The sequence below is a fragment of the Novosphingobium acidiphilum DSM 19966 genome, assembly GCF_000429005.1.
In the GTDB taxonomy this organism is placed as follows: Bacteria; Pseudomonadota; Alphaproteobacteria; order Sphingomonadales; family Sphingomonadaceae; genus Novosphingobium; species Novosphingobium acidiphilum.
Map to the genome: position 1 here is coordinate 146759 of NZ_AUBA01000001.1, position 22139 is coordinate 168897.

The window sequence follows — 22139 nt, forward strand, 5'->3', positions numbered from 1 at the left end:
GCACTGGTTGACCACGTCAAACGGGATCAATCGGCCTGGAATCTGCGAATCAACCCGCCATCGCAAAGGTGGTTGCCATGCCGCGTGGCACAGGGCAGCAAGCACCGCACAAGGAGCTGATCCACGCCATGACCAAAATGACCCTGACCCTGCTTGCCTCTGCCGCGATCATCGGCACCGGTCTGTCCACCCCTGCGGCTGCGCGCGCTGTTGCCGCACCCGTGCCGACCGCCGCCGAAGAGGCTGCCGTGCTCGATCTGGCCATGAAGGAAATCGCCATACGTTCGGTGCGGGGCGAGGCCAATCGTACCCCCGAAGTCGCAGCATTGGTGCGCGACAGGCTGATTGCGGCGGGCTGGGCACCCGGTGATGTGGTGATCACCCGGCGCGGCGAGACGGCAACGCTTGTTGCCACCTGGGCCGGCACCGATCGCGCGCTCAAGCCGCTGGTGCTGTCGGGCCACATGGATGTGGTCGAGGCCAAGCGCGCCGATTGGCAGCGTGATCCGTTTGGCCCGGTCGTGGACAACGGCGTGCTGTTCGGGCGCGGTGCCACCGACATGAAATTCGACGGAGCCCTGCTGGTTTCGGCGGTGATCGATTTGCGCGCGCATGGCTATCACCCGCGCCGCGGCATCGTCATCGCGTTTTCGGGCGATGAAGAAACCGTCATGGCGACCAGCGATGCACTGGCGCACGAACTGAAGAACGCCGATCTGGTGATCAATGCCGATGGCGGTGGCGGCACGTTTGCCGACGGAACCGACACGCCGCTGTACTGGCTGTGGGACGGCAACGAAAAGGCCTATGCCGATTACCAGCTCGAGGTGACCAACCCCGGCGGACACAGTTCCGAACCGCGCCCCGACAATGCCATCGTGCAATTGGCCCAGGCGCTGGTCAAAGTCGGTGCCTATCAGTTTCCGGCCGAACAGAACGAATTGACCAAGCCCTGGTTCGAACGCGCTGCCGCATTCGAGGCCGATCCGGCCAAGGCCGCGGCGATGCGCGCCTTTGCCGCCAATCCGCATGATGCGGCTGCGGCCGCGATCGTGCGCGCCGATCCCGATCTGGTGGGTCGCGCGGGCACGACGTGCGTTGCCACGCTGCTGTCGGGTGGCCATGCCGAAAATGCCCTGCCGCAGCGCGCGCGCGCCAATATCAATTGCCGCATCTTTCCCGGCCACAGCCGTGAAGCGATCATGGCCGAACTGAAGACGGTGATCGCATCCGACGTGGTCAAGATCACCGACGTGACCGATGGATCGATCACCCCGCCGGTCACCCCGTTGCGCGCCGATTATGTGGTGGCCGCCGAAAAGGCGATCCGTGCGGCCTGGGGCAAGGATATTGCCGTGATCCCCAACCAGGCGTCGGGTGGATCGGATTCGATGTTCTATCGCGCACTGGGCGTGCCGGCCTACAACGCCAGCCCGGTGTTTACACGGCGCGACGAACGTTTCAGCCACGGGCTGAACGAGCGCGTGCGGCTGGTCAATATCAAGCCTGCACTGACGTTCTATTTCAACCTGATCCCCGATCTGACGAAATAAACGACAAGCCCCGCCCGGATGGGCGGGGCTTTACGCCGATCAGTCAAACCCGATGAACTTTACCTGCTGGTCCAGCGGCACGCGTTCGCGCTTGAAATGGTTGACCGGGGCGTCATCGTCGCGCCAACCGATGGCCAGGCCGCAGAACAGCATGGTGTCGGCCGACAGGCCCAGGTGCGCCTTGATCGTACGGCCATAGTTGCCCATGTATTCCTGCGGGCAGCTGTCCAGCCCTTCGCCGCGCAGCAACAGCATGATCGTCTGCAACCACATGCCGACATCCGACCACTGCGGTTCCTTCATGAACTTGGGGAAATGGCACAGCAGCAGCACCGGCGCGCCGAACGAGACCAGATTGGCCTGCATGAAATCGGTGCGCGCAGCCTTGTCCGCGCGTTCGATTTGCAGCGCGCCATACATCGCGGCACCCACCGCCTGAAGCCGGGCCTGGTATTCGGGATAGGCACCGGGTGCGGCCCAGTTGTATTCCAGCGGATCGTCAGCCTTGGCCGCCAGCAGCACATCCTGCAGCGCCTTGAGCGGCGCACCGGTCAGCACCACGGCCTCCCACGGCTGATAGTTGCAGCCCGACGGCGTCATGCGCGCCTGGTCGAGCACGCGTTCGATCGTTGCCAATGGCACGGGCGTGTCCAGAAATTCGCGCACCGAACGGCGCGTGGCAACAGCTTCGGCAATATTCATGGTCTCTCCGATTATGCGTGACGGCTATCGTCGCGGTCACTGATATGATGGTTGCTGAACATTGCAATGGTCTGACACGTCAGGCCCGGCGGGTCAGCAATGCATCGATGTGCGCGCGCGCGATGACGCCGGCCTCGGTTCCGGTAAAACAACCCGGTGACAGGCACAGTTCCAGCCACAGCCCGTCAACCAGCGCGGTTACCGAAATCGCTGCCAGCCGCAGGTGATCGCAGCGCACGCCGCACGCCGCCAGCAGCTCGGTCAGCCGTGCGCGATAGGCTGCATATTGATCGTCATGCTGGCGCGCGATGTCGGGCCGCGCGGTTACCAGGCTCCAGAACGCGATCCACGTCGCCAGCAGCGCGCGGTCGGCAATGGGCGGGGCAAAACTGGCGGTGACAAACGCATCGAGCCGCGCGCGGGGATCGGACCCGGCGGCGTCCACGGCTTGCGCCATCGCTGCCGCCACGGTCTGATCGACATGATCATAGGTCGCGCTGATCAGGGCATCGATCCCGGCGAAATAGTGCGTGATCAGGCCGGGCGAAATGCCTGCCTCGCGTGCGATCACGCGCACGCTGGTGCCGGCTGCGCCTTCGCGTGCCAGCACGCGGGTGCAGGCCGCAATCAGGCCCTGGCGGCGCACATCGGGTTCGGCGCGGCGGGGGAAGGGGTTTGCGGTCACTTGCCTATCCCGCAGATTGTTGTACGATCGTTCAACAAGCTTTCGTTTCCGAGGATTTCCATGGCCGATCTTGGCACCCCTGTTCAGGACATTGCGTCGCAAGCCGCAGACCCCGACGCGGATTGGAGCCTGCCCGGCTGGATCTACACCGATCCCGAATTCCACCAACTGGAAATTGAACGCATTATCCGCCCGTCGTGGCAGATCGTGTGCCATCACAGCGATCTGGCCCAGCCGGGCCAGTGGCGCAGCCTGGACATCATCGGCGAAAGCGTGATCGTGGTGCGCGGCGAAGACGGCACGATCCGGGCCTTTGCCAATGTCTGCCGGCATCGTGCGATGCGGCTGGTCGAGGGCACGGCGGGGTGCGCGCGAAAGCTGGTCTGCCCATATCACGCCTGGACTTATGAAACCGACGGTCGGCTGACCGGGGTGCCGATGAAATCGGACTATCCGACGCTGCAACTCGATCAGCACGGGCTGGCGCGCGTCGATCTGGAACTGTGGCACGGGTTCGTGTTCGTGCGGCTGGCCGATGCCGGATTTCCCTCGGTCGCCGAGATGATGGCCCCCTGCGAGGCGGAAATCGCGCCCTATCGGTTTGCCGACTTGCGCTGCATCGCCGATCTGCGCGTGCGCCCGCGCGCGCTCAACTGGAAAAACCTGGGCGACAACTATTCCGACAATCTGCACATTCCGGTGGCGCATGATGGCCTGACGCGGCTGTTTGGCAAAAGCTACGAAATCGGCGCGGCGCCGTGGGTTGACCGGCTGAAAGGCGATCTGGTCGACCGGCCGTCGTCGAATCCGTCCGAACGGTTTTACCAGACCCACCTGCCGCACGTGCCGCATTTGCCCCAGGTGGCGCAGCGACGCTGGCTCTATTACAAGCTGTGGCCGAACATGGCGTTCGATATCTATGCCGACCAGATCGATTTCATGCAGTGGATCCCGACCGGGCCGACCACCTGTGTCCTGCGCGAGATGGCCTATGCCTTGCCCGATGACCGCCGCGCGATGACACTGGCGCGCTATGCCAACGGGCGGATCAACCGCGTGGTCAACCGCGAAGACACCTGGTTGATCGAACGCGTCCAGCAGGGCATGGCCAGCCGGACCTATGGTGCCGGCCCGATCGGGCGCAGCGAAGTTTGCCTGCGCAGCTTTGCCCGCAAGATCCGCATGCTGATCCCCGAGGCACGCCTGCACCACGCTCCGCCTGCGGGCTGGAGCCAGACCTGATCCCTTTTGCACCGCGCAAGCGACTGACTGACATTTGGAGAGATTGATGACCAACCGTTATGACGCCATCATTATCGGCGGTGGCCACAACGGCCTGACGTGTGCGTTTTATCTGGCCAAGGCAGGGATGCGGGTGCGCGTGCTGGAACGCCGCCACGTGGTCGGCGGCGCGGCGGTAACCGAAGAGTTTCACCCCGGTTTTCGCAATTCGACCGCCAGCTATACCGTCAGCCTGCTGCGCCCGCAGGTGATCGCCGACATGAAGCTGCACGAACGCGGCTATCGCGTGATCGAGCGCACCATTTCCAATTTCTTCCCCTTTCCCGATACCTACATGACGCTGGGCGGCGGCGCCGAACGCACCATGGCGCAGTTTGCGCGCTTTTCGCAAAAGGATGCCGCAGCCTATCCGCGCTATGACGCGGCGCTGGAAAAGGTTGCGCAAGTGTTGCGCGATCTGGCGCTGCAAACCCCGCCCAATGCCGGCGGCGGGTTTGGTGCATTGGCGGCAGCGGCCAGGCAGGGCTGGCCGCTGGCCAAAATGGATATCGCCACGCAGCGCGATCTGCTGGACATTTTCACCAAGTCGGCGCGCGATTTCCTGGATGGCTGGTTCGAGGACGACCACGTCAAATCGGCGTTTGCGTTCGATGCGGTGGTGGGCAATTTTGCCGGGGTGTCGACGCCGGGTTCGGCCTATGTGCTGTTGCACCACGTGTTCGGCGAAGTGAATGGCAAGATGGGCGCCTGGGGCCACGCGGTGGGCGGCATGGGTGCGATCACGCAGGCGATGGCAGCGGCCTGCGCCGAATATGGCGTCGAGATCAGCCTTGAATCACCGGTCGACAAAGTGCTGGTCAACAATGGCAAGGCCCAAGGCGTCAAACTGGTCGGCGGCGAGGAGCTCTATGCCCCGATCGTCGCGGCCAATGTCGGCCCGGCGATGCTGTATCGCCAGATGGTCGATGCAAGCGATCTGGACGAGGATTTCAATCGCCGGATCAAGGGTTTCAAGACCGGATCGGGCACGTTCCGGATGAATGTGGCGCTGTCCGAACTGCCCGATTTCACGGTGTTGCCGGGCAAAGCCAAAGCCGAACATCACACCGCCGGCATCATCATCGCGCCGGGCCTTGATTACATGGACCAGGCGTTTGACGATGCCAGGACCCATGGCTGGTCAAAGCAGCCGATTGTGGAGATCAAGATCCCGTCAACCGTCGATGACAGCCTGGCGCCAGCGGGCGCGCATGTCGCCAGCCTGTTCTGCCAGCAGTTTGCGCCCGAACTGCCCAACGGGCAAAGCTGGGACGATGTGCGCGAAGACGTGGCCGACCTGATCATCAACACGATCGATGCCCATGCCCCCAATTTCAAGGCCAGCGTGATCGCACGGCAGATCCATTCGCCGCTCGATCTGGAACGCAAATTCGGCCTGATCGGCGGCGATATCTTTCATGGCAACATGGGGCTGGATCAGCTGTGGTCGGCGCGCCCGGTGCTGGGCCACGGCGATTACCGTTCGCCGATCAAAGGCCTGTACATGTGCGGATCGGGCACCCACCCGGGCGGTGGCGTGACCGGCGCGCCGGGCCACAACGCCGCGCACGAAATCATCCGCGATCGCGGCCTTTTGTGGAAGGCGCTGCACCGCGCACGGTAACGGTCATGCCGGGGCGGCGGTCCGTCGCTGCCCCAGCCGCACCACGCCATAGATCGGCAATCCGCAAGCCAGCAGACCCGCGCCATAGGCCATCGCCTCAAGCCCCAGGCCCCAGGTGGCCCACGCCGAAAAGGCCGCGCCGAACAGCGCAACCGGGATCATCAGCCGCTCGCCCGGCAGCAGGCGGATCGCGGCCAACATGGTCATCGCGTAGGTCAGCATGCCCGCCGCCAGGCTGACCGAGGCGATGAACTGGAACAGGTCGCCCATCCCGCGCCCGAAATTCAGCAGCGTGACCGCGCTCAGCAGCAGGCTTGACACCACATGCCCGCGCGCCGGGGTGCCCGCGCGGTTTTCCTTGGCGAACCACAGCGGAAACACCCCGCCGCGCGCCATCGCCCAGGGCATTTCGCCCTGCAGCAGGATAAAGCCGTTCAGCGCGCCAAACGCGCTGATCGCGGCAAACACCGCCACCACCCCGCCGACCGCGCCGCCGAATTGCCGCGCCAGAAACGCGGCGACCGGCGCGGGTGAGGCGGCAGCGGCAGCGATCGGCATATAGCCCTGAAATGCCGCCGAAATGCCCAGGAATATAAGGCCGGCCAGCACCGTGCCGACCATTGTCGCCATCGGCACCACCTGTGTGGCGTTGTCGACCTTGTCGGCGGGCACGGTGGCGGATTCGATCCCCAGAAACGCCCAGAAACACAGGCCCGCTGCCGCTGCGATATTGCCGCCGTTGATCGGCACGGGGGTCTGCGCGATCATCGGCGCGCCCGACAGCCACAGCCACAGCGCCAGCCCGATCACTGCAAACAGCGGTACCGATTTGATCAGCGTGGTCGCCACCGCCCAGTCGCCCGCGCCGCGTACACCGCGAATGTTGATCAGCGTCAGCACCCACACACAGCCCACCGCCATCACCGCGGGCAGGCCGGGCACCCGTCCGATCGCAGGAATCACCCCCGACAGCGCGCTGACCACCGCAACCGCCAGCGCACCATTGCCTGCCCACAGCAGAACCCAATAACTCCACGCAGTGATGAACCCGGCAAATGGCCCGAACGCTGCCTGGACATAGCCGTAAGGGCCGCCCGCCATCGGTGTCTTGGCGCCCAGCCGGGCAAACACCAGCGCCATCGCCAGCGCAGCTGCGCTGGTAATGACCCACCCGATCAACTGGTTTGCGCCCAACGGTGCCAGCGTTGCCGGCAGCAGATAGACGCCCGATCCGATCAGATTGCCCAGCACCAGCGCCAGCGCCATCCACGGCCCCAGCCCGCGCGGCCTATCCGGTACCTGCGTCAATGGCGTCACTCCCCCACAAAGCGGTCAGATTAGCACCGGTTTGGCGGGCGTCACGCGGTTAGTTGGCTTTGCGCGCAGTCCACACGGTGATGTAATCGATCGATCCGCGACATTCGCCCATGACATTCTGATCGATCAGGCGAAACCGTGTGCCGTCCCAGGCATAGGTTTGCGAAACGCCGCAATCGCCGATGCCGCGGCCTTTTTCATAGCTCGACAAAGTGCGGGTCTTGGCATCCCAGCCGCCATTGGTCAGGTCGGGATCATTGCCTTCACCCATGCCGGGATATGTGTCGAACCTGGCGATATGCGGCGGCCCTGCTTCATCGAGCACATAAACGCTGGTGAACAGGTTGTAGGCACCATTGCCGCAAGGGTGATCGATCAGCACCAGGCTGTGCGTTGCATCCAGCCGATGCGCCTCGGGCCGGACCGGCCCGCCATACTCACACCGCGCGTTGTCATCGCCGATCAGGCGGGCGGCCTGCGCCACGGTGATCGTACGCGGTGGCTTTGCCGAGGGCGGCGGCGTCATGATCAGCGGCGCAGGCGGGGGCGGGGGCACCGCGCTGTCAGGTTTGGGTCCGGTGGCCTTGAGCGCGCCGATCGTGCCCATGCGTCTTTGCTGGTCGTCGATATACAGCAGCGCTGCGGCAAGCCCGGACAACGAGGTATCGCTGACGTGCGCACCGTCGGCCTTGTACAGCGCGGCACGTCGGCCATTGGCAAACGCGTTCAAAAGCGTCCGTGACAGGGCAATTTGTGCCCCATCATTGGCCTGCGCCGTAAAATGCGTTGCGGCCACGCCATCGATGCGCAGTTCAAACCGCGTGCCGGGGGCCGATTTGTCGGGCAGCGGGATGTCGAGCATGGCGGGGGCATTGGGTGCGCCATCGCGGTTGATCACCAGCATCAGTGCGCCGTCTTCGCCGATGTCGGCGCCATCGGACATCAACGCATTGGCCTGGCAGCTGCGCACGTTGTCGCAGCCGACGATCCAGTCCTTGAAGGTGTGCAACGCCCCGGGCTGCGGGGTGGCGACAACGGCCGCCAGGGCAAGCAGGATCATGGGCGGCGTTCCTTATTCCCAGCTGCGGTTGCGCAGCGCCTCGCTCAGCATTTTTCTGCGTGCAAATTTACCGGCGAGGTGGCGGTAGAAAAACCACGGCATCATGCGCGCCGGCAACAGGCCATAGGCAATCTTTTCCCACGCATTCCAGCTGACTGCGGTGGAATTGGTGCGGCGGGTGGACGGGAAACAATAGTGCCGCGCGTCATAGACCGAAGGGCCCTTGTCCATCATGCGCACCATGATCTCGTGATCTTCAAGCACGTAAGGCCAGATCGCGCTGTCAAACGCGCCCGCGGCGCGAAACGGATCCAGCCGCCACGATTGCGCATACGTCCCGGCATGGCATTTTTTGGGCAACACCCGGCTGGCGAACAGCACGCGCTGCAGCCGCTTGCGCCCCAGGGCGTGGTCGGGGGTTGCATAAAGGTCGATTGCCATCACGCTGGTTGCGGCGGGATTGGCATCGAACAGCGCCAGGCACTGCGACACATAATGCGGCGGATACATCGTGTCGGCGTTCAGAAATCCGATGAATTCGCCCTGTGCCAGCGCAATGCCGCGCATCAGCGCGGGGACGACGCCGGGCGTGTCTTCTTCGACATGGGCGAAATCGATGTCGCTTGCCGCCAGAAAGGCTTCGACCAGCGCAGGCGAGGCGTCGGTCGACCGGTTGTTGACAATGATCAGCCGGAAATCGCGCGTGTCTTGCGCCGCGATCGCCTCAAGCGTGGGCGTGATAAAGTCCTGCTCGTTGTAATAGGGCAGGACCAGCGCAATGCGCTTTGGCGATAACGACACGAGGTTCCTTCGACTTACGGCTTGTCCAGCACGTAGCCGAGCGAGCGTACCGTGCGCAAGGGATAGCCTGCGCCTGCATCGCGCAGCGCGCGCCGCAGCCGGCTGACCCAGGCATCGACCGTGCGCTCGTCTATCGGCTGGCCCTGTTTGCCCAGCGCCGCGATCAGTTGCGCGCGTGAAAAAACCTGTCCGGGCTGTTCCATGAGATAGCGCAACAAACGCAGTTCGTTGGGCATCAGCGCCAGGCAGACCTCTTTCCACCGCGCCTGCAGCGCCGACAGGTCCAGGCTCAGATCGCCCAGCCGCAGCGTGCGCGTCGGCACGTCGCTGTCGCCCAGTTGCACCGACAGCACGCGGTCGAGGACGGTCGACCGGTCGATCGGCCCGATCAGGTAATCATCGGCCCCGGCACGCAGCGCGCGACGCTTGGCCTCAGCCTCGTCATCTTCCAGCACCATGGTCACATGCGCGGCCTCGGTCTGGGGATTGTGGCGCAGACGCCGGCACAGTTCCAGGCCCGACAGATCGGGCAGCACCCAGTCCACAAAGGCCCAAGGCTTGCCATCGAGCAGCGGCAGCGGCGCATCGCCCTGCCACTTGTGAAACACCACGCGCAGATCGCCGTGCGAAAAACTGTCGTTGCCGCCGTTCAAAGGGCCGGTCACCAGGATGTCAATCTGCCGCATCGGGTCCTGTCTTGTAGTTGCGCAAAAACTGCGATGTGCCGCAGGTCTTCCATGTCGCGGAAATATGACCGGTGCATGACGATCAATGCAGCCTTGCAATGTTGGGCCACTGCGGCTTTGTTTGCACCAAAGGGCGACAACCGGAATGGCTGCGTCGGTGGGGAAGGGGATGCGATGCACGGGGCGGTTTTCGGTGAATTTCTGGGAACGACGGTTTTGCTGCTGTTCGGCAACGGGGTCGTGGCCAATTGTGTGCTCGATCGATCGAAGGGCAAGGACGGCGGATGGATGGTGATCGCCACCGCCTGGGGCTTTGCCGTGTTCTGCGGCATTGTCACCAGCCTGGCGGTGGGGGGCGTTGCACACCTCAACCCGGCGGTGACGCTGGCCAGTGCGATCGTGTCTGGCGATTACACCCATGTCATGCCCTATATCGCAGCCCAGCTGGCAGGCGCGCTGGTGTCGGCCGTGCTGGTCTGGCTGGCCTATCTGCCGCACTGGGCAGGCAGCGATCCTGACAGCAAGCTGGCGGTGTTCTGCACGCAGCCGGCAATCCGCGCGCCCGCGGCCAATTTCACCAGCGAAGTGATCGGCACCGTGGTGCTGGTTGTTGTCGGCATGGGCCTTGCGTCAAGGGGTTTTGCCGCGGCCGGCCTGGCGCCGGGCATGGGCCCGTTTTTCTGGGGCATTCTGGTCTGGGCGATCGGCCTGTCGCTGGGCGGACAGACCGGGTATGCGATCAACCCGGCGCGTGATCTGGGCCCGCGCATCGCGCATGCGATCCTGCCGATCCCGGGCAAGCGCGATAGCGACTGGGGTTACGCCTGGGTTCCGGTGGTTGCCCCGATGGTCGGCGCGGCGCTGGGGGCGGCGATCGTGCTGGCAACCGGGATCGCCTGACGCGGCGCGTGCAATCGGGCGCAATAAAAAAGGGGCGGTCATCTGGCGACCGCCCCTTTTCTTAATTGGTGATGTGTCCGACGGTTCAGCCGACGTGTTCGGCCAGAACGGTCAGGCCCCGGGCGCTGACTTCGGCAAAGCCGCCCTTGACGGTGAATTCTTCCGGAGCGCCGCCGGGCGTACGCCACACGCGGATCACGCCGTCCTTTACCGTTGTCGTGAACGGCGCGTGGCCTTCCAGCACGCCGAATTCGCCTTCGGTGCCGGGCACCACGACCTGGTAGACGTTTTCCGACAGGACCAGCCGGGCAGGGGTGACGAGTTCAAACAGCAGCGACATGGTCAATTCCCGGGTGTGCCCGCCCCCGTGACAGGGGCGGTGCAGGTCTTATCAGGCTTCGGCAGCCAGCTTCTTGGCCTTTTCGACCGCTTCCTCGATGCCGCCCACCATGTAGAACGCGGCTTCGGGAAGGTGATCGTATTCGCCGTCGACCACCGCTTTGAACGATTTGACAGTGTCTTCCAACTGGACGAACTTGCCGGGAATGCCGGTGAACACTTCGGCCACGTGGAACGGCTGCGACAGGAAACGCTGGATCTTGCGCGCGCGGAACACGGTCGTCTTGTCCTCTTCGGACAGTTCGTCCATCCCCAGGATGGCGATGATGTCCTGCAGCGACTTGTACTTCTGCAAGGTTTCCTGAACGCGGCGCGCCGTCGCGTAATGTTCGTCACCGACGATGCGCGGTTCGAGCACGCGGCTGGTCGAATCGAGCGGATCGACCGCAGGATAGATCCCCAGTTCCGAGATCGCGCGGTTCAGCGTGGTGGTTGCGTCAAGGTGCGCGAACGATGCAGCCGGTGCAGGGTCGGTCAAATCGTCGGCCGGCACGTAGATTGCCTGGACCGAGGTGATCGAACCCTTGGTGGTCGAGGTGATGCGTTCCTGCAGCTGGCCCATGTCGGTGGCCAGCGTCGGCTGATAGCCCACCGCCGAAGGAATACGGCCAAGCAGCGCCGACACTTCCGAACCCGCCTGGGTAAAGCGGAAGATGTTGTCGACGAAGAACAGCACGTCCTGGCCTTCGACGTCGCGGAAATATTCCGCCATGGTCAGGCCCGACAGCGCCACGCGTGCACGCGCGCCCGGCGGTTCGTTCATCTGGCCGAACACCAGCGCCACTTTCGACCCTTCGGAGGTGGCATGGCCGTCGGCGTCCTTGGCGATGACGCCAGCGTCGAGGAATTCGTGGTACAGGTCGTTGCCTTCGCGGGTGCGTTCACCCACGCCGGCAAACACCGAAACCCCGCCATGGCCTTTGGCGATGTTGTTGATCAGTTCCTGGATCAGCACGGTCTTGCCCACGCCGGCGCCGCCGAACAGGCCGATCTTGCCGCCGCGCGCATATGGCGCCAGCAGGTCGATGACCTTGATCCCGGTGACCAGGATCGCCGATTCGGTCGACTGGTCGATGAAATCGGGGGCCTTGGCATGGATCGGCGCAAACATGTCCGAACCGACCGGACCCATTTCGTCGATCGGTTCGCCGATCACGTTCAGGATGCGGCCCAGCGTCTTGGGGCCAACGGGCACGGTGATCTGCGCACCGGTGCTGGTAACCGTCTGGCCACGGGTCAGGCCGTCGGTCGAATCCATCGCGATCGTGCGCACGGTGCCTTCGCCCAGATGCTGTGCCACTTCGAGCACAAGGCGGTTGCCGTTGTTGTCGGTTTCAAGCGCGGTCAGGATCGCGGGCAGTTCGCCGTCAAATGCCACGTCAACGACGGCGCCGATGACCTGGGCAATTTTGCCGGTAGAGGAGAGCACGGTGGCCATGGATGTTTCCTTGGTTTCTTGTCAGGTTTACAGCGCTTCCGCGCCAGCATGTTTCTGTTTTTGCTACAGCGCTTCCGCGCCAGGATTTCGTGTTTTTGCTACAGCGCTTCCGCGCCAGCAATAATTTCGATCAACTCGGTCGTGATCGCGGCCTGGCGGCTGCGGTTGTACTGGATGGTCAGCTTCTTGATCAGTTCGCCGGCGTTGCGCGTGGCGTTGTCCATCGCGGTCATCGAGGCGCCCTGTTCGCTCGCCACGTTTTCCAGCAGCGCGCCAAAGATCTGGTTGCGCAGATACCGCGGCAGAAGCTCGGCCAGGATGGTTTCCTCATCGGGTTCGTATTCGACCACGGCGCCATCGGTTACCGCGACGGTGGGGGTGGGCACGGGCACGATCTGCTGTTCGGTCGGTTCCTGCACCAGCGCGCTTTTGAACTTGCCGTAGAACAGGTGCGCCACATCGAACTTGCCCGCGTCATACAACGCCAGCACTTCGGCGGCGATGGCTTCGGCCTCGGCATAGCCGGGTTCGCGCACGCCGGTGGTGTCGAACGTGTCGAGGATCGCCTTGGGAAAATCGCGGCGCAGCGGCGCGCGACCCTTGCGGCCGACCAGATAGAACAGCACCGTCTTGCCCTCGGCGGCAAGATCGCGCGCCTTCAGCTTGGCGGCCTTGACGATATTGGCGTTGAACGCGCCGCACAGCCCGCGATCGGAATTGGCGACCACCAGCAGATGCACCTGGTCGCGGCCGGTGCCGGCCAGCAGGCGGGGCGATGCCTCGCTCAGCGTGACACGGCTGGCCAGGCTTCCGACGACACTGGCCAGGCGCAGTGCATAGGGGCGCGCGGCTTCGGCCGCGGCCTGTGCCTTGCGCAGCTTGGCTGCGGCGACCATCTGCTTGGCCTTGGTGATCTTCTGGGTCGATTTGACCGAGTTGATCCGACCTTTAAGTTCCTTGAGCGAGGCCACTCGTCGGCTCCCTTGTCACCGTCGCGGTTCCCGCAAAGGAACCCGGCGGCATGAATTGCATGCCGTTGCCGGCCCCTTGGCGGGACCGGCACCAGCGATCAGGCAAACTGCTTGGCGAACGTGTCGAGCGCGGCCTTGACCTTGGCCTTGACCGCGTCGCCCAGATCCTTGGTGTTGCGGATCTCGGCCAGCACATCTTCGTGATTGGCATGCAGAAAGCTCAGCAGTTCGGCTTCGTACTCGGTTACGTCCTTGACCGGGATCGTATCGAGATAGCCGTTGGTGCCGGCAAAGATCACCACGGTCTGTTCTTCGAACGACAGCGGCGAAAACTGCGGCTGCTTGAGCAGCTCGGTCAGACGCGAACCACGGTTGAGCAGCTTTTGCGTCGATGCGTCGAGATCCGAGCCAAACTGCGCAAAGGCCGCCATTTCGCGGTACTGCGCCAGTTCCAGCTTGATCGAGCCCGACACCTTCTTCATCGCCTTGGTCTGCGCGGCCGAGCCGACGCGGCTGACCGACAGGCCGACGTTGATCGCCGGGCGGATGCCCTGGAAAAACAGGCCGGTTTCAAGGAAGATCTGGCCGTCGGTGATCGAGATCACGTTGGTCGGAATATAGGCCGACACGTCGCCCGCCTGGGTTTCGATGATCGGCAGCGCGGTCAGCGAACCGGCGCCGTTGTCATCGTTCATCTTGGCCGCGCGTTCCAGCAGACGGCTGTGCAGATAGAATACGTCGCCCGGATAGGCTTCGCGGCCCGGAGGACGACGCAGCAGCAGCGACATCTGGCGATAGGCGACCGCCTGCTTGGACAGATCGTCATACACGATCACCGCATGCATGCCGTTGTCGCGGAAGAATTCGCCCATGGTGCAGCCGGTGTAGGGCGCCAGATACTGCAGCGGGGCCGGTTCCGACGCGGTTGCGGCAACCACGATGGTGTATTCCAGCGCGCCCGATTCTTCGAGCTGGCGCACGATCTGCGCCACGGTCGAACGCTTTTGCCCGATCGCGACATAGATGCAGTACAGCTTTTTCGATTCATCATCGCCGGCGTTGGCCGACTTCTGGTTGATGAATGTGTCGATCGCCACGGCGGTCTTGCCGGTCTGGCGATCGCCGATGATCAGTTCGCGCTGGCCACGGCCGATCGGCACCAGGGCGTCGATCGCCTTGAGCCCGGTCTGCACCGGTTCGTGCACCGACTTGCGCGGGATGATCCCCGGCGCCTTGATTTCGACGCGGCGACGCTCGGTGGATTCGATCGGGCCCTTGCCATCGATCGGGTTGCCCAGCGCATCGACAACGCGGCCCAGCAGGCCCTTGCCGATGGGCACGTCGACGATCGTGCCGGTGCGGCGAACGATGTCGCCTTCCTTGATTTCGGTGTCGGTGCCGAAAATCACGACGCCGACATTGTCGGCTTCGAGGTTGAGGGCCATGCCCTTGATGCCATTGGCGAATTCGACCATTTCACCCGCCTGGACCTGGTCCAGGCCGTGAATGCGGGCGATGCCGTCGCCGACCGACAGCACACTGCCGACTTCCGAGACTTGCGCCTCGGTGCCGAAGCTGGCGATCTGGTCCTTGATGACCCGGGAGATTTCAGCAGCGCGGATTTCCATGTTCTGCCTTTCTGACAGGAGACTTTGGCGGGCCGATCAGGCCTTCACAGCCTGGGCAAGCGAATTGAGACGGGTGCGGATCGAACCATCGATCATCTGGCTGCCGATCTGGACAACCAGGCCGCCAAGCAGGGCGGGATCGATGTGGGTGCGAAGGGTAACGGCGCGGCCTTCACGCTGCGCCAGGCGGGCCGACAGCGCGGCAAGCTGGCTGTCGCCAAGCGGGTGCGCGGTGGTGACATCGGCGGTGATTTCGCCGCGCGCATCGGCGGCAATCGCGGCAAAGGCACGGATCACATCGGCCAGGCTGTTCAGCCGGCGGTTTTCGGCGAGCACGCCCAGGAAATTTGCCGTCAGCGGATCGAGCGACAGCACGTCACCCACCGCCTTGATCGCGCGGGTTGCCGCATCGCGCGACACTTTGGGGTCATGCAACAGCTGCGCAAGGTCAGCCGATTCGCCGATCGCAGCCGACACGCGGTCAAGATCGCCCTCGATGGTCGCGACCGCGCCGCGTTCGTCAGCCAGGGCATACAATGCCGAGGCGTAACGCCCTGCCAAGCTGGCCGTAATCCCGCCGGAAATCCCCACGCGCCTGTGTCCCCTTCATCGGATGAGCCGTGCGAGCCGCTTCGCCGCCGCAAATGCGGCTGCTTTGGTTCGCAGTCGGGGCGCGCCTAGCAACCTCGGGGGGTTATGACAAGATAGCAGATTGCAAGGCTTGGCAACGAGACCGGCGCAATCGCGTCGGCAGCGTGCAGACGTATGCATTTTTGTGCCTTGGCCAGGGCATGTCAGCGCGCGGGCTGACAGGTGTAGCGCATGCGTTCGTTGGGCTCGACCGGCAGCAACGCCTTGATCGCCGCCTGCGCCGCACCCAGCTGGCGCGCCAGATCGGGGTTGGCGCCGCACGTCGGGTAGGAAATCTTGCTCCGTTCGGCACGCGCGCGGTTCATGTCGTCGATACCCATCAGGAACCGTTCGACGGTATAGCTGTGCGTATCGGGATCGTAATGCGTGACCGCGATCGTGTCCTCACCATTGGGCACGAGAATCCGCGACCAGCCGTCCTGCGCCAGGCCATACTGGGTCTTGCCATTGACACAGCCACCCGGCGTCCATTGCAGCGGCACATCGTTGATATCCGACACGGTGACGCGGCTGCGCTGCGGATCGAGCACGCAGATCAGCTTGACCGGTGCGGCGGCCGACAATGCGCCGGCATTGCCGCCGGTGCTGGCATCGTCTGCGGGAATGCCGCTGGCCTGCGCCTCGGCCATGCGATCCTTGGCGCGGTCTTCGATGGCGCCAAGCGATGGGCGCAAAATCCACGCAAACCCGGCGCCGATCACCAGCAGCGCGACCACGGCCATGCCGATGCGCATCGCGGGCACTTTGCCGCGCTGCCATTGCAGAAAGGTGAACGTGGCCGCGCCGATGGCGATGACCAGCAGCAGCGCGGTCGCGGCCAGGCCATTGTCGCGTTCGGCCAGAACATCGAGCTCGGCATCGTGGCGCGCCTTGTCAAGCGCGCGTTCCTTGGCCGCGCCGCGGGCGGCGGTCTGCGCTGCCTCGCGCGCCTTGTCATCGGCGGCGCGGGTGGCATCGGCGCGATCGAGATCGGCGATCGAGGTGCAGGGCAGGCTGGCCAGATGCGGCACGACATGCGCATCTTTCAGAAACGGCTGCAATTCGCGCATCGAGATCGCGAAGAAGAACGATGAATCGGTGCCGTTGTGGCTGATCGTGCCAAAGCTGTTGATGCCCAGAACCCGCCCGCAGGTGTCCATCAGCGGTCCGCCCGAATTGCCCGCGCCGAGTTGCGCGGTGTGCAGGATCGTATCGAACTGGCGCGCCGACCGCCCGGCCGAAACCTGGCCATAAGTCTTTACCGTGTCCTGCGGGGTGACCATGTCGCCCACATTCAGCCCCTGCGCCGCATCGACATTGCCGGGATACCCCACCGCGGCGACCTGCATGCCATCGGGCACCGCACCCGGAAACAACGTCAGCGGCGGCAGCGTGGCATGATTGCCCAGTTGCAACAGCGCCAGATCGTTGGCCTGCGAATAGGCGACGATATGCGCGGGATAGCTGTCGCGGCCCTGGCTGGGGATGACCCCGATCACCACATTGCCATCGTTGTGCGCGTCTTCGACCACGTGGGCATTGGTCACGATCAGATCGGGTGCCACCGCAAAGCCCGAACCATGGCCCAGCATGCTGACCCCGGTCCAGCCGTTGCGCACCAGCACCACGCGCACGACGCCGCGGCTGGCGGCGGCAATGTCGGCCGGATCGGCCAGCGCGGGCCGGATCAGCCCCGGCAAGGCCAGCACGCAAAACAGCAACACAAGGAAGGGGCGGCAGACAGGATGACGAAACAGCATGATCGCGTACTTGCCCGGCTTGTGATTTGATCGCAAGGCGCGGGATGCATTGTCCTGGTTATCGGCACAAAAGGGCGTCGATGATCAACCACACGAAGGATCCGGCAATGGCAGGGACGCCCATCACGCCCGGTGATGATACGGCATGGAACGCGGTGCTGACGCGCGACCGCAGCTTTGACGGGCGCTTTGTCACAGGCGTTCTATCCACCGGAATCTATTGCCGGCCATCGTGCGCCGCGCGCCATCCGCGGCGCGACAACGTGCGTTTTTTTGCCGACGGCATGGCTGCGCGCGCGGCCGGGCTGCGCGCCTGCCTGCGCTGCAGGCCCGACGATCTGGCCCGCGATGAAACCGCCATATTGGAGGCGATTGCGTTGATCCGCGATGCGCAAGGCCTGCCTGCGCTGGCCGATCTTGCGGCCGCAACCGGGTATAGCGCGGCCCATTTTCAGCGTCTGTTCGTCCGCCACACCGGGCTTTCGCCGGCCGCCTATGCGCGTGCCCTGCGCGCCGAACGGATGGCTGAAACGCTGAGCGGGGCAAACAGCGTGACCGAGGCCATTTATGATGCCGGTTTTTCGGGGCCGTCGCGGTTTTATGCCGATGCCGACCGTCTGGGCATGGCGCCTTCGGCGTGGATCGATGGCGGGCGTGGAGCGGTGATTCGCTGGGCGGTGGTGCCGACCTCACTCGGTCCGATGCTGGTTGCAGCGACCGACAAGGGGGTGTGCCGGCTGTCGTTTGCCGAAGACGGCGCGGCGCTGGCCGCGCGGTTTCCAAATGCCGTGCTGGTCGAAGGCGGCGGCGAATTTGCAGATCTGCTGGGGCAGGTCATCGCCGCAGTCGAAACCCCCGGGACCAGCGATCATATTCCGATCGATGTGCGCGGCACTGCGTTTCAAGAGGCGGTGTGGCGCGGGCTGCGCGCGATCCCTGCGGGTGAAACGCGCAGCTATGGCGATATCGCCGCCGCCATCGGCCACCCCGGCGCGGTGCGCGCAGCGGGCAGCGCCAATGGCGCAAACCCTGTCGCGGTGCTGATCCCGTGCCACCGGGTCATCCGCAGCGACGGCAGCCTGGGCGGGTATGCCTATGGGCCCGCCATAAAACGCGAACTGCTGGCGCGCGAAGGGCACGGGGCATGACCGGGCGGCCAGCGGCGCCGGCGATGCAGGCCGGAACCTGGGTCCTGTTGCTGATCCTGGCGGTGCTTTGGGGCAGTTCGTTCCTGTTTTTCAAGATCCTGGTGGCGGTGCTGCCGCCGCTGACCGTGGTGCTGGCGCGGGTGGGCATTGCCGCGCTGCTGCTCAATCTATGGATCGTGTTGCGCGGGGGAACCATGCCGACCGGTTGGCGCGTGTGGCGACAGTTCATCTGCATGGGGGTGCTGAACAATGTCATTCCGTTCACGCTGTTCGTCTATGCCGAGCAGGCGATTTCAAGCGGTCTTGCCGCCATTCTCAATGCGACGACACCGCTGTTCACCGTGCTGGTGGCGAATGGCCTGACGCGCGATGAAAAATTGACGCAGGCGCGGTTCGCAGGCGTCGTCGCGGGGTTTTGCGGGGTGGCGGTGCTGATCGGACCACAGGCGCTGACAGGCATCGGGCAGACATCGCTGGTCAACCAGCTGGCCTGCCTGGCCGCGGCACTCAGCTATGCGCTGGCGGCGATCTATGGGCGGCGGTTTCGCGGCATTGAACCGATCAAGGTGGCCACGGGGCAGGTTTCGGGCAGCACGATCGTGCTGATCCCGCTGGTGGCGATGATCGATCGACCGTGGCAGCTGGGCTTGCCCGGCGCCGGGACCTGGGCGGCGATGATCGCGATCGCGCTGCTGTGCACCGCCTTTGCCTATATCCTGTTCTTCCGCATTCTGGCGCAGGCCGGTGCCGGCAATGTGGCGCTGGTCACGCTGGTGTTGCCGTTTGCCGCGATGGTGCTGGGGGCCGTGTTCCTGGGTGAAGCGGTGCCGTCGCGCGCGATCGGCGGCCTGGCGTTGATCGGGCTGGGTTTTGCGTTGATCGACGGACGCGCGACACGCATGGTGGGGCAATGGTTCAAGCCCCGGGCCAGTGCAGGCTAGCCTGGCATCGCACCGCCCCCGCGTGTGCGGACGCAAGCGAACAGGAGATATTACGATGGTCAGAAAGACCCTGATTGCAGCAACTGCGCTGCTGTGTGCCGCAGCCCCCGCCACAGGCTTTGCCAAAGGCTGCGTGCGCGGAGCGGTCGTCGGTGCGGTGGCCGGTCACTATGTCGGCAAGGGCCATGCGCTGGCAGGCGCCGCCGCCGGCTGTATCGTTGCGCGCCACCATTACGCCGAAAAGGCCCGCGAACAGCGCGCCGCGCGTCCGCATCACTGATAAGCCCGCAAGATCTGCAAGGGGCGCTTTCGCGATCCTGTTTGACAGGATTTCCCGACTTTATGTCAGGGCTGCTTGACACGAATCGGCGTGTCAGGTATGCCTGACTAAATGGAAGGTCTTTCGTTCGCGAGAGGAGAAGGTCGGTCATGACTGACAGCTATTTCATAACGCTTTTCGCAGGAATTTCGGCAGCCATCGGCGCAGGCGGCGTCCTGATGGGCGCCGTATCGCAGGACGATCAGCGCCGCCTGCGCCTTCACCGGATCGGCACCTGCGGCCTGACGCTTTGCGGCGCGGTGCTGATGTTGGGTGCGATCGTCGGTTGGCAGGGGACCGATGCGATGGTTTGGGGGCTGTTGCTGATCGTGTTTGGCACGGGCACGCAACCGGCGCCTTTGCCCAAGGCACAGCCGGCCGCGCGGGCAACACCTGCTCCATAATCTGATGCACAACCGGTTGCGTGTGCTGCGCGCAGAGCGCGAATGGAGCCAGGCCGACCTGGGCGAGCGGCTTGGCGTGTCGCGCCAGGCGATCAACGCCATCGAAACCGGCAAACATATTCCCAGCTTGCCGCTGGTGTTCCGGATTTCCGACCTTTTCGAACAACCGATCGAGGCGATCTTTCGCCCTGACGATCGGCCTTATCCCGGCAGCGGGAAATTCTGAGGCAGCGCCAGACAAGACCACCAATCCGACAGCATGCACCAAGCGTTACCGGGCAGGAGACAGCATGATGCAAGACGGGCACAGCGAAGATGGGGCGCGGCGGATGCGGACCGTCGCGATCATGGCCGTGGCGGGCCTGGGTGCCGGCTTTCCCGCCGGATGGATCATCGGCCGACTGTTGAAGATGCACAAGGTGCACGCTTTGCCCTGGTCAGACGAAGCTGCGCTGACCATTGCCGTCACGTTCCTGGTGTGTGGCCTGGTCATCCTGGGGCTTTCACTGGGCCAGCGCGGGCGGGCGATCCTGGCCAATCCCGGTGCGCCCGATTTCGCCGCCATCATCAGGCCGGCCCAGGTGATGTTCTTTCGCTTGCAGGCGGGCGTGCTGATCCTGGCAGGGGGAATGCTTGCGCTGCCGGTGCTGGTGGCGCTGATCGACGACGGAGCACCGGCTGCCGACGGCACGCCGCTGATGGCCGCTGTGCTGGCCGGCTTTGCGCTGCAGACCTGGCTCAACGTGATGATCTGGCGACGCGCCGATGAAGTGTTTCGCCGGGTGATCGCCGAATCCGGCGCGGCCAGTTTCTGGCTGCTGCAGGGGGCTTTTTTCCTGTGGGCCTGTGGCGTGAAGCTGCAGGTTTTGCCTGAAATTTCGTCATGGGGTGCGGTCAGCATCCTGATGGGGGTCTATCTGATTTTGTCGACCGTGGTGGCATACCGGCGTGGTCTTGGTTGAGGCCAAAGCCCGTTTTCAGACAGGAGATCATGATGGTTTTTGCGATGATCCGGCGTATCGCGCGCGCCGCAACACTGGCGCTGGCACTGGTTCTGGGGCTTGGCCTTGGCGCACAGGTGCAGGCAGAACCGGCGCTGTGGAAAGTGCAGGGGCCAAAGGCCACGATCTATCTGTTCGGCACCGTCCATGTGCTCAAGCCTGACGTGGTCTGGCGCTCGCCCAGGATCGATGCCGCGATCAAGGCAGCCGATGCGCTGTGGCTGGAAATTCCCGATTCCGATGACCAGGCCGCGATGCAGGGTCTGATCATGAAATACGGCGTCGATGCCGCGCATCCGCTGTCAACCAAGATCGATGCCGCGACCCGTGCCCAGTTCAATGCGTTTCTGGCGCCGCTGGGCGTGCCCGCCGCGCAGCTCGACTCCTTGCGGCCATGGGTTGCGGGCATTGCGGTCAGCACTTTGCCGCTGATCAAGGCGGGATACGATCCCAAGAGCGGGGTCGAACACGTGGTAAAGGCGCAGATGCAGGCCGCCGGCAAGCCGGTGCAGGGGTTTGAAACCGCCGAACAGCAGATTCGCTACCTGGCCGATGTGCCGCCCGAGACCGAACTGGAATTCTTCAAGTCATCGCTGTCCGAGGGCGAAAAGGCGCTGCCGATGATCAACGATCTGGTGGCCGCGTGGAATTCAGGTGACGAGGCCAAGCTGGAATCGCTGCTCAACGGCGAAATGCGCGACAAGTATCCCGATCTTTACAAGCGGCTGATTGTCGAGCGCAATCTGCGCTTTGCCGACAAGATTGCCGAATTGTCGCGGGGGCCGGGCGTGCTGTTCGTGGCCGTCGGCGCGGGGCATCTGGTGGGCGCCGACAGCGTTCAGGCCGATCTGGCGAAGCTGGGGATCAAGGCTGAACGGCTCTAGACCGCGT

The 22139-nt window shown here is 64.2% G+C and carries 23 protein-coding genes; 11 read left to right on the plus strand and 12 right to left on the minus strand.

What is annotated here, in order from left to right:
• Nucleotides 1–128: 128 nt before the first annotated feature.
• The gene (locus G404_RS0100760; protein ID WP_342663682.1) at nt 129–1553 is read left to right on the plus strand and encodes a M20/M25/M40 family metallo-hydrolase; all 1425 of its coding nucleotides are present in this window, start codon (nt 129–131) and stop codon (nt 1551–1553) included.
• Nucleotides 1554–1592: 39 nt separating this feature from the next.
• On the opposite strand, the gene G404_RS0100765 is transcribed toward G404_RS0100760, so the two are convergent.
• Nucleotides 1593–2255: a nitroreductase gene (locus tag G404_RS0100765; RefSeq protein ID WP_028639384.1), complete on the minus strand. Its 663-nt coding sequence runs from the start codon at nt 2253–2255 to the stop codon at nt 1593–1595.
• Nucleotides 2256–2334: 79 nt separating this feature from the next.
• Nucleotides 2335–2940: a TetR family transcriptional regulator C-terminal domain-containing protein gene (locus G404_RS0100770; RefSeq protein ID WP_028639385.1), complete on the minus strand. Its 606-nt coding sequence runs from the start codon at nt 2938–2940 to the stop codon at nt 2335–2337.
• A gap of 60 nt (nt 2941–3000) precedes the next feature.
• On the opposite strand from G404_RS0100770, the gene G404_RS0100775 reads away from it, so the two are divergent.
• Both G404_RS0100775 and G404_RS0100780 read left to right on the plus strand, forming a co-directional pair.
• A complete protein-coding gene (locus tag G404_RS0100775) occupies nt 3001–4182 on the plus strand; it encodes an aromatic ring-hydroxylating oxygenase subunit alpha (RefSeq protein WP_028639386.1) in 1182 nt (393 codons plus the stop codon).
• A 46-nt stretch (nt 4183–4228) separates the two neighbouring features.
• Entirely contained in the window at nt 4229–5845 is a 1617-nt protein-coding gene (locus G404_RS0100780) for a phytoene desaturase family protein (RefSeq protein ID WP_028639387.1), read from the plus strand.
• A gap of 3 nt (nt 5846–5848) precedes the next feature.
• On the opposite strand, the gene G404_RS0100785 is transcribed toward G404_RS0100780, so the two are convergent.
• Genes G404_RS0100785 through G404_RS0100800 form a run of 4 tightly spaced genes read right to left on the minus strand, consistent with a single transcriptional unit; the run spans nt 5849 to nt 9709 of the window.
• Nucleotides 5849–7153, minus strand: coding sequence for an amino acid permease (locus G404_RS0100785; protein ID WP_028639388.1), 1305 nt, complete (start codon nt 7151–7153; stop codon nt 5849–5851).
• A gap of 58 nt (nt 7154–7211) precedes the next feature.
• Entirely contained in the window at nt 7212–8222 is a 1011-nt protein-coding gene (locus G404_RS17620) for a DUF1176 domain-containing protein (RefSeq protein ID WP_051280003.1), read from the minus strand.
• A gap of 12 nt (nt 8223–8234) precedes the next feature.
• Nucleotides 8235–9023, minus strand: a complete 789-nt coding sequence (locus G404_RS0100795; protein ID WP_028639389.1) for a glycosyltransferase family 2 protein — start codon at nt 9021–9023, stop codon at nt 8235–8237.
• Between the two features lie 14 nt (nt 9024–9037).
• Nucleotides 9038–9709 carry a response regulator transcription factor gene (locus G404_RS0100800; RefSeq protein WP_028639390.1) on the minus strand — a complete coding sequence of 224 codons (672 nt, stop codon included), beginning with the start codon at nt 9707–9709 and terminating at the stop codon, nt 9038–9040.
• A 174-nt stretch (nt 9710–9883) separates the two neighbouring features.
• Between G404_RS0100800 and G404_RS0100805 the strand changes: the two genes are divergently transcribed.
• Nucleotides 9884–10609, plus strand: coding sequence for an MIP/aquaporin family protein (locus G404_RS0100805; protein WP_028639391.1), 726 nt, complete (start codon nt 9884–9886; stop codon nt 10607–10609).
• A gap of 85 nt (nt 10610–10694) precedes the next feature.
• Here G404_RS0100805 and G404_RS0100810 read toward each other — a convergent pair whose 3' ends face one another.
• The 6 genes from G404_RS0100810 to G404_RS0100835 all read right to left on the minus strand — a co-directional run bounded on the left by G404_RS0100810 (nt 10695) and on the right by G404_RS0100835 (nt 17435).
• Nucleotides 10695–10949 (minus strand): ATP synthase F1 subunit epsilon, encoded by a 255-nt coding sequence (locus G404_RS0100810; RefSeq protein ID WP_028639392.1) that lies wholly within the window; start codon nt 10947–10949, stop codon nt 10695–10697.
• 51 nt (nt 10950–11000) lie between these two features.
• Complete coding sequence (atpD, locus tag G404_RS0100815) at nt 11001–12446, minus strand: F0F1 ATP synthase subunit beta (RefSeq protein WP_028639393.1); 1446 nt, start codon at nt 12444–12446, stop codon at nt 11001–11003.
• A gap of 98 nt (nt 12447–12544) precedes the next feature.
• Nucleotides 12545–13417, minus strand: a complete 873-nt coding sequence (locus G404_RS0100820) for a F0F1 ATP synthase subunit gamma (protein ID WP_028639394.1) — start codon at nt 13415–13417, stop codon at nt 12545–12547.
• 98 nt (nt 13418–13515) lie between these two features.
• Entirely contained in the window at nt 13516–15045 is a 1530-nt protein-coding gene (atpA, locus tag G404_RS0100825) for a F0F1 ATP synthase subunit alpha (RefSeq protein WP_028639395.1), read from the minus strand.
• Nucleotides 15046–15081: 36 nt separating this feature from the next.
• Nucleotides 15082–15636, minus strand: a complete 555-nt coding sequence (locus tag G404_RS0100830) for a F0F1 ATP synthase subunit delta (RefSeq protein ID WP_028639396.1) — start codon at nt 15634–15636, stop codon at nt 15082–15084.
• A 203-nt stretch (nt 15637–15839) separates the two neighbouring features.
• Nucleotides 15840–17435: a S1C family serine protease gene (locus tag G404_RS0100835; protein ID WP_051280004.1), complete on the minus strand. Its 1596-nt coding sequence runs from the start codon at nt 17433–17435 to the stop codon at nt 15840–15842.
• 107 nt (nt 17436–17542) lie between these two features.
• Between G404_RS0100835 and G404_RS0100840 the strand changes: the two genes are divergently transcribed.
• The 7 genes from G404_RS0100840 to G404_RS0100870 all read left to right on the plus strand — a co-directional run bounded on the left by G404_RS0100840 (nt 17543) and on the right by G404_RS0100870 (nt 22132).
• Nucleotides 17543–18583, plus strand: a complete 1041-nt coding sequence (locus G404_RS0100840) for a bifunctional transcriptional activator/DNA repair enzyme AdaA (protein WP_028639398.1) — start codon at nt 17543–17545, stop codon at nt 18581–18583.
• On the plus strand, nt 18580–19524 hold the full coding sequence (locus G404_RS0100845) for a DMT family transporter (RefSeq protein ID WP_028639399.1): 945 nt from the start codon (nt 18580–18582) through the stop codon (nt 19522–19524). The genes G404_RS0100840 and G404_RS0100845 overlap by 4 nt, the downstream gene beginning before the upstream one ends.
• 55 nt (nt 19525–19579) lie before the next feature.
• Entirely contained in the window at nt 19580–19804 is a 225-nt protein-coding gene (locus G404_RS0100850) for a hypothetical protein (protein ID WP_028639400.1), read from the plus strand.
• Nucleotides 19805–19953: 149 nt separating this feature from the next.
• On the plus strand, nt 19954–20247 hold the full coding sequence (locus G404_RS0100855; protein WP_028639401.1) for a hypothetical protein: 294 nt from the start codon (nt 19954–19956) through the stop codon (nt 20245–20247).
• A 4-nt stretch (nt 20248–20251) separates the two neighbouring features.
• Entirely contained in the window at nt 20252–20473 is a 222-nt protein-coding gene (locus G404_RS0100860; protein WP_028639402.1) for a helix-turn-helix transcriptional regulator, read from the plus strand.
• Nucleotides 20474–20537: 64 nt separating this feature from the next.
• On the plus strand, nt 20538–21209 hold the full coding sequence (locus tag G404_RS17625) for a hypothetical protein (RefSeq protein ID WP_051280005.1): 672 nt from the start codon (nt 20538–20540) through the stop codon (nt 21207–21209).
• 32 nt (nt 21210–21241) lie between these two features.
• On the plus strand, nt 21242–22132 hold the full coding sequence (locus tag G404_RS0100870) for a TraB/GumN family protein (protein ID WP_036519922.1): 891 nt from the start codon (nt 21242–21244) through the stop codon (nt 22130–22132).
• Nucleotides 22133–22139: the final 7 nt, after the last annotated feature.

What these genes read in the sequence shown, in the direction of transcription:
- G404_RS0100845 (WP_028639399.1), top strand. Translation starts at nt 18,580, where the DNA reads ATGACCGGGCGGCCAGCGGCGCCGGCGATGCAGGCCGGAACCTGGGTC.
- G404_RS17620 (WP_051280003.1), bottom strand. Translation starts at nt 8,222, where the DNA reads ATGATCCTGCTTGCCCTGGCGGCCGTTGTCGCCACCCCGCAGCCCGGG.
- G404_RS0100870 (WP_036519922.1), top strand. Translation starts at nt 21,242, where the DNA reads ATGGTTTTTGCGATGATCCGGCGTATCGCGCGCGCCGCAACACTGGCG.
- atpA (WP_028639395.1), bottom strand. Translation starts at nt 15,045, where the DNA reads ATGGAAATCCGCGCTGCTGAAATCTCCCGGGTCATCAAGGACCAGATC.
- G404_RS0100805 (WP_028639391.1), top strand. Translation starts at nt 9,884, where the DNA reads ATGCACGGGGCGGTTTTCGGTGAATTTCTGGGAACGACGGTTTTGCTG.
- G404_RS0100860 (WP_028639402.1), top strand. Translation starts at nt 20,252, where the DNA reads ATGCACAACCGGTTGCGTGTGCTGCGCGCAGAGCGCGAATGGAGCCAG.
- G404_RS0100840 (WP_028639398.1), top strand. Translation starts at nt 17,543, where the DNA reads ATGGCAGGGACGCCCATCACGCCCGGTGATGATACGGCATGGAACGCG.
- G404_RS0100800 (WP_028639390.1), bottom strand. Translation starts at nt 9,709, where the DNA reads ATGCGGCAGATTGACATCCTGGTGACCGGCCCTTTGAACGGCGGCAAC.
- G404_RS0100855 (WP_028639401.1), top strand. Translation starts at nt 19,954, where the DNA reads ATGACTGACAGCTATTTCATAACGCTTTTCGCAGGAATTTCGGCAGCC.
- G404_RS0100765 (WP_028639384.1), bottom strand. Translation starts at nt 2,255, where the DNA reads ATGAATATTGCCGAAGCTGTTGCCACGCGCCGTTCGGTGCGCGAATTT.
- G404_RS0100850 (WP_028639400.1), top strand. Translation starts at nt 19,580, where the DNA reads ATGGTCAGAAAGACCCTGATTGCAGCAACTGCGCTGCTGTGTGCCGCA.
- G404_RS0100835 (WP_051280004.1), bottom strand. Translation starts at nt 17,435, where the DNA reads ATGCTGTTTCGTCATCCTGTCTGCCGCCCCTTCCTTGTGTTGCTGTTT.
- G404_RS0100810 (WP_028639392.1), bottom strand. Translation starts at nt 10,949, where the DNA reads ATGTCGCTGCTGTTTGAACTCGTCACCCCTGCCCGGCTGGTCCTGTCG.
- G404_RS0100780 (WP_028639387.1), top strand. Translation starts at nt 4,229, where the DNA reads ATGACCAACCGTTATGACGCCATCATTATCGGCGGTGGCCACAACGGC.
- atpD (WP_028639393.1), bottom strand. Translation starts at nt 12,446, where the DNA reads ATGGCCACCGTGCTCTCCTCTACCGGCAAAATTGCCCAGGTCATCGGC.
- G404_RS0100760 (WP_342663682.1), top strand. Translation starts at nt 129, where the DNA reads ATGACCAAAATGACCCTGACCCTGCTTGCCTCTGCCGCGATCATCGGC.
- G404_RS0100775 (WP_028639386.1), top strand. Translation starts at nt 3,001, where the DNA reads ATGGCCGATCTTGGCACCCCTGTTCAGGACATTGCGTCGCAAGCCGCA.
- G404_RS17625 (WP_051280005.1), top strand. Translation starts at nt 20,538, where the DNA reads ATGATGCAAGACGGGCACAGCGAAGATGGGGCGCGGCGGATGCGGACC.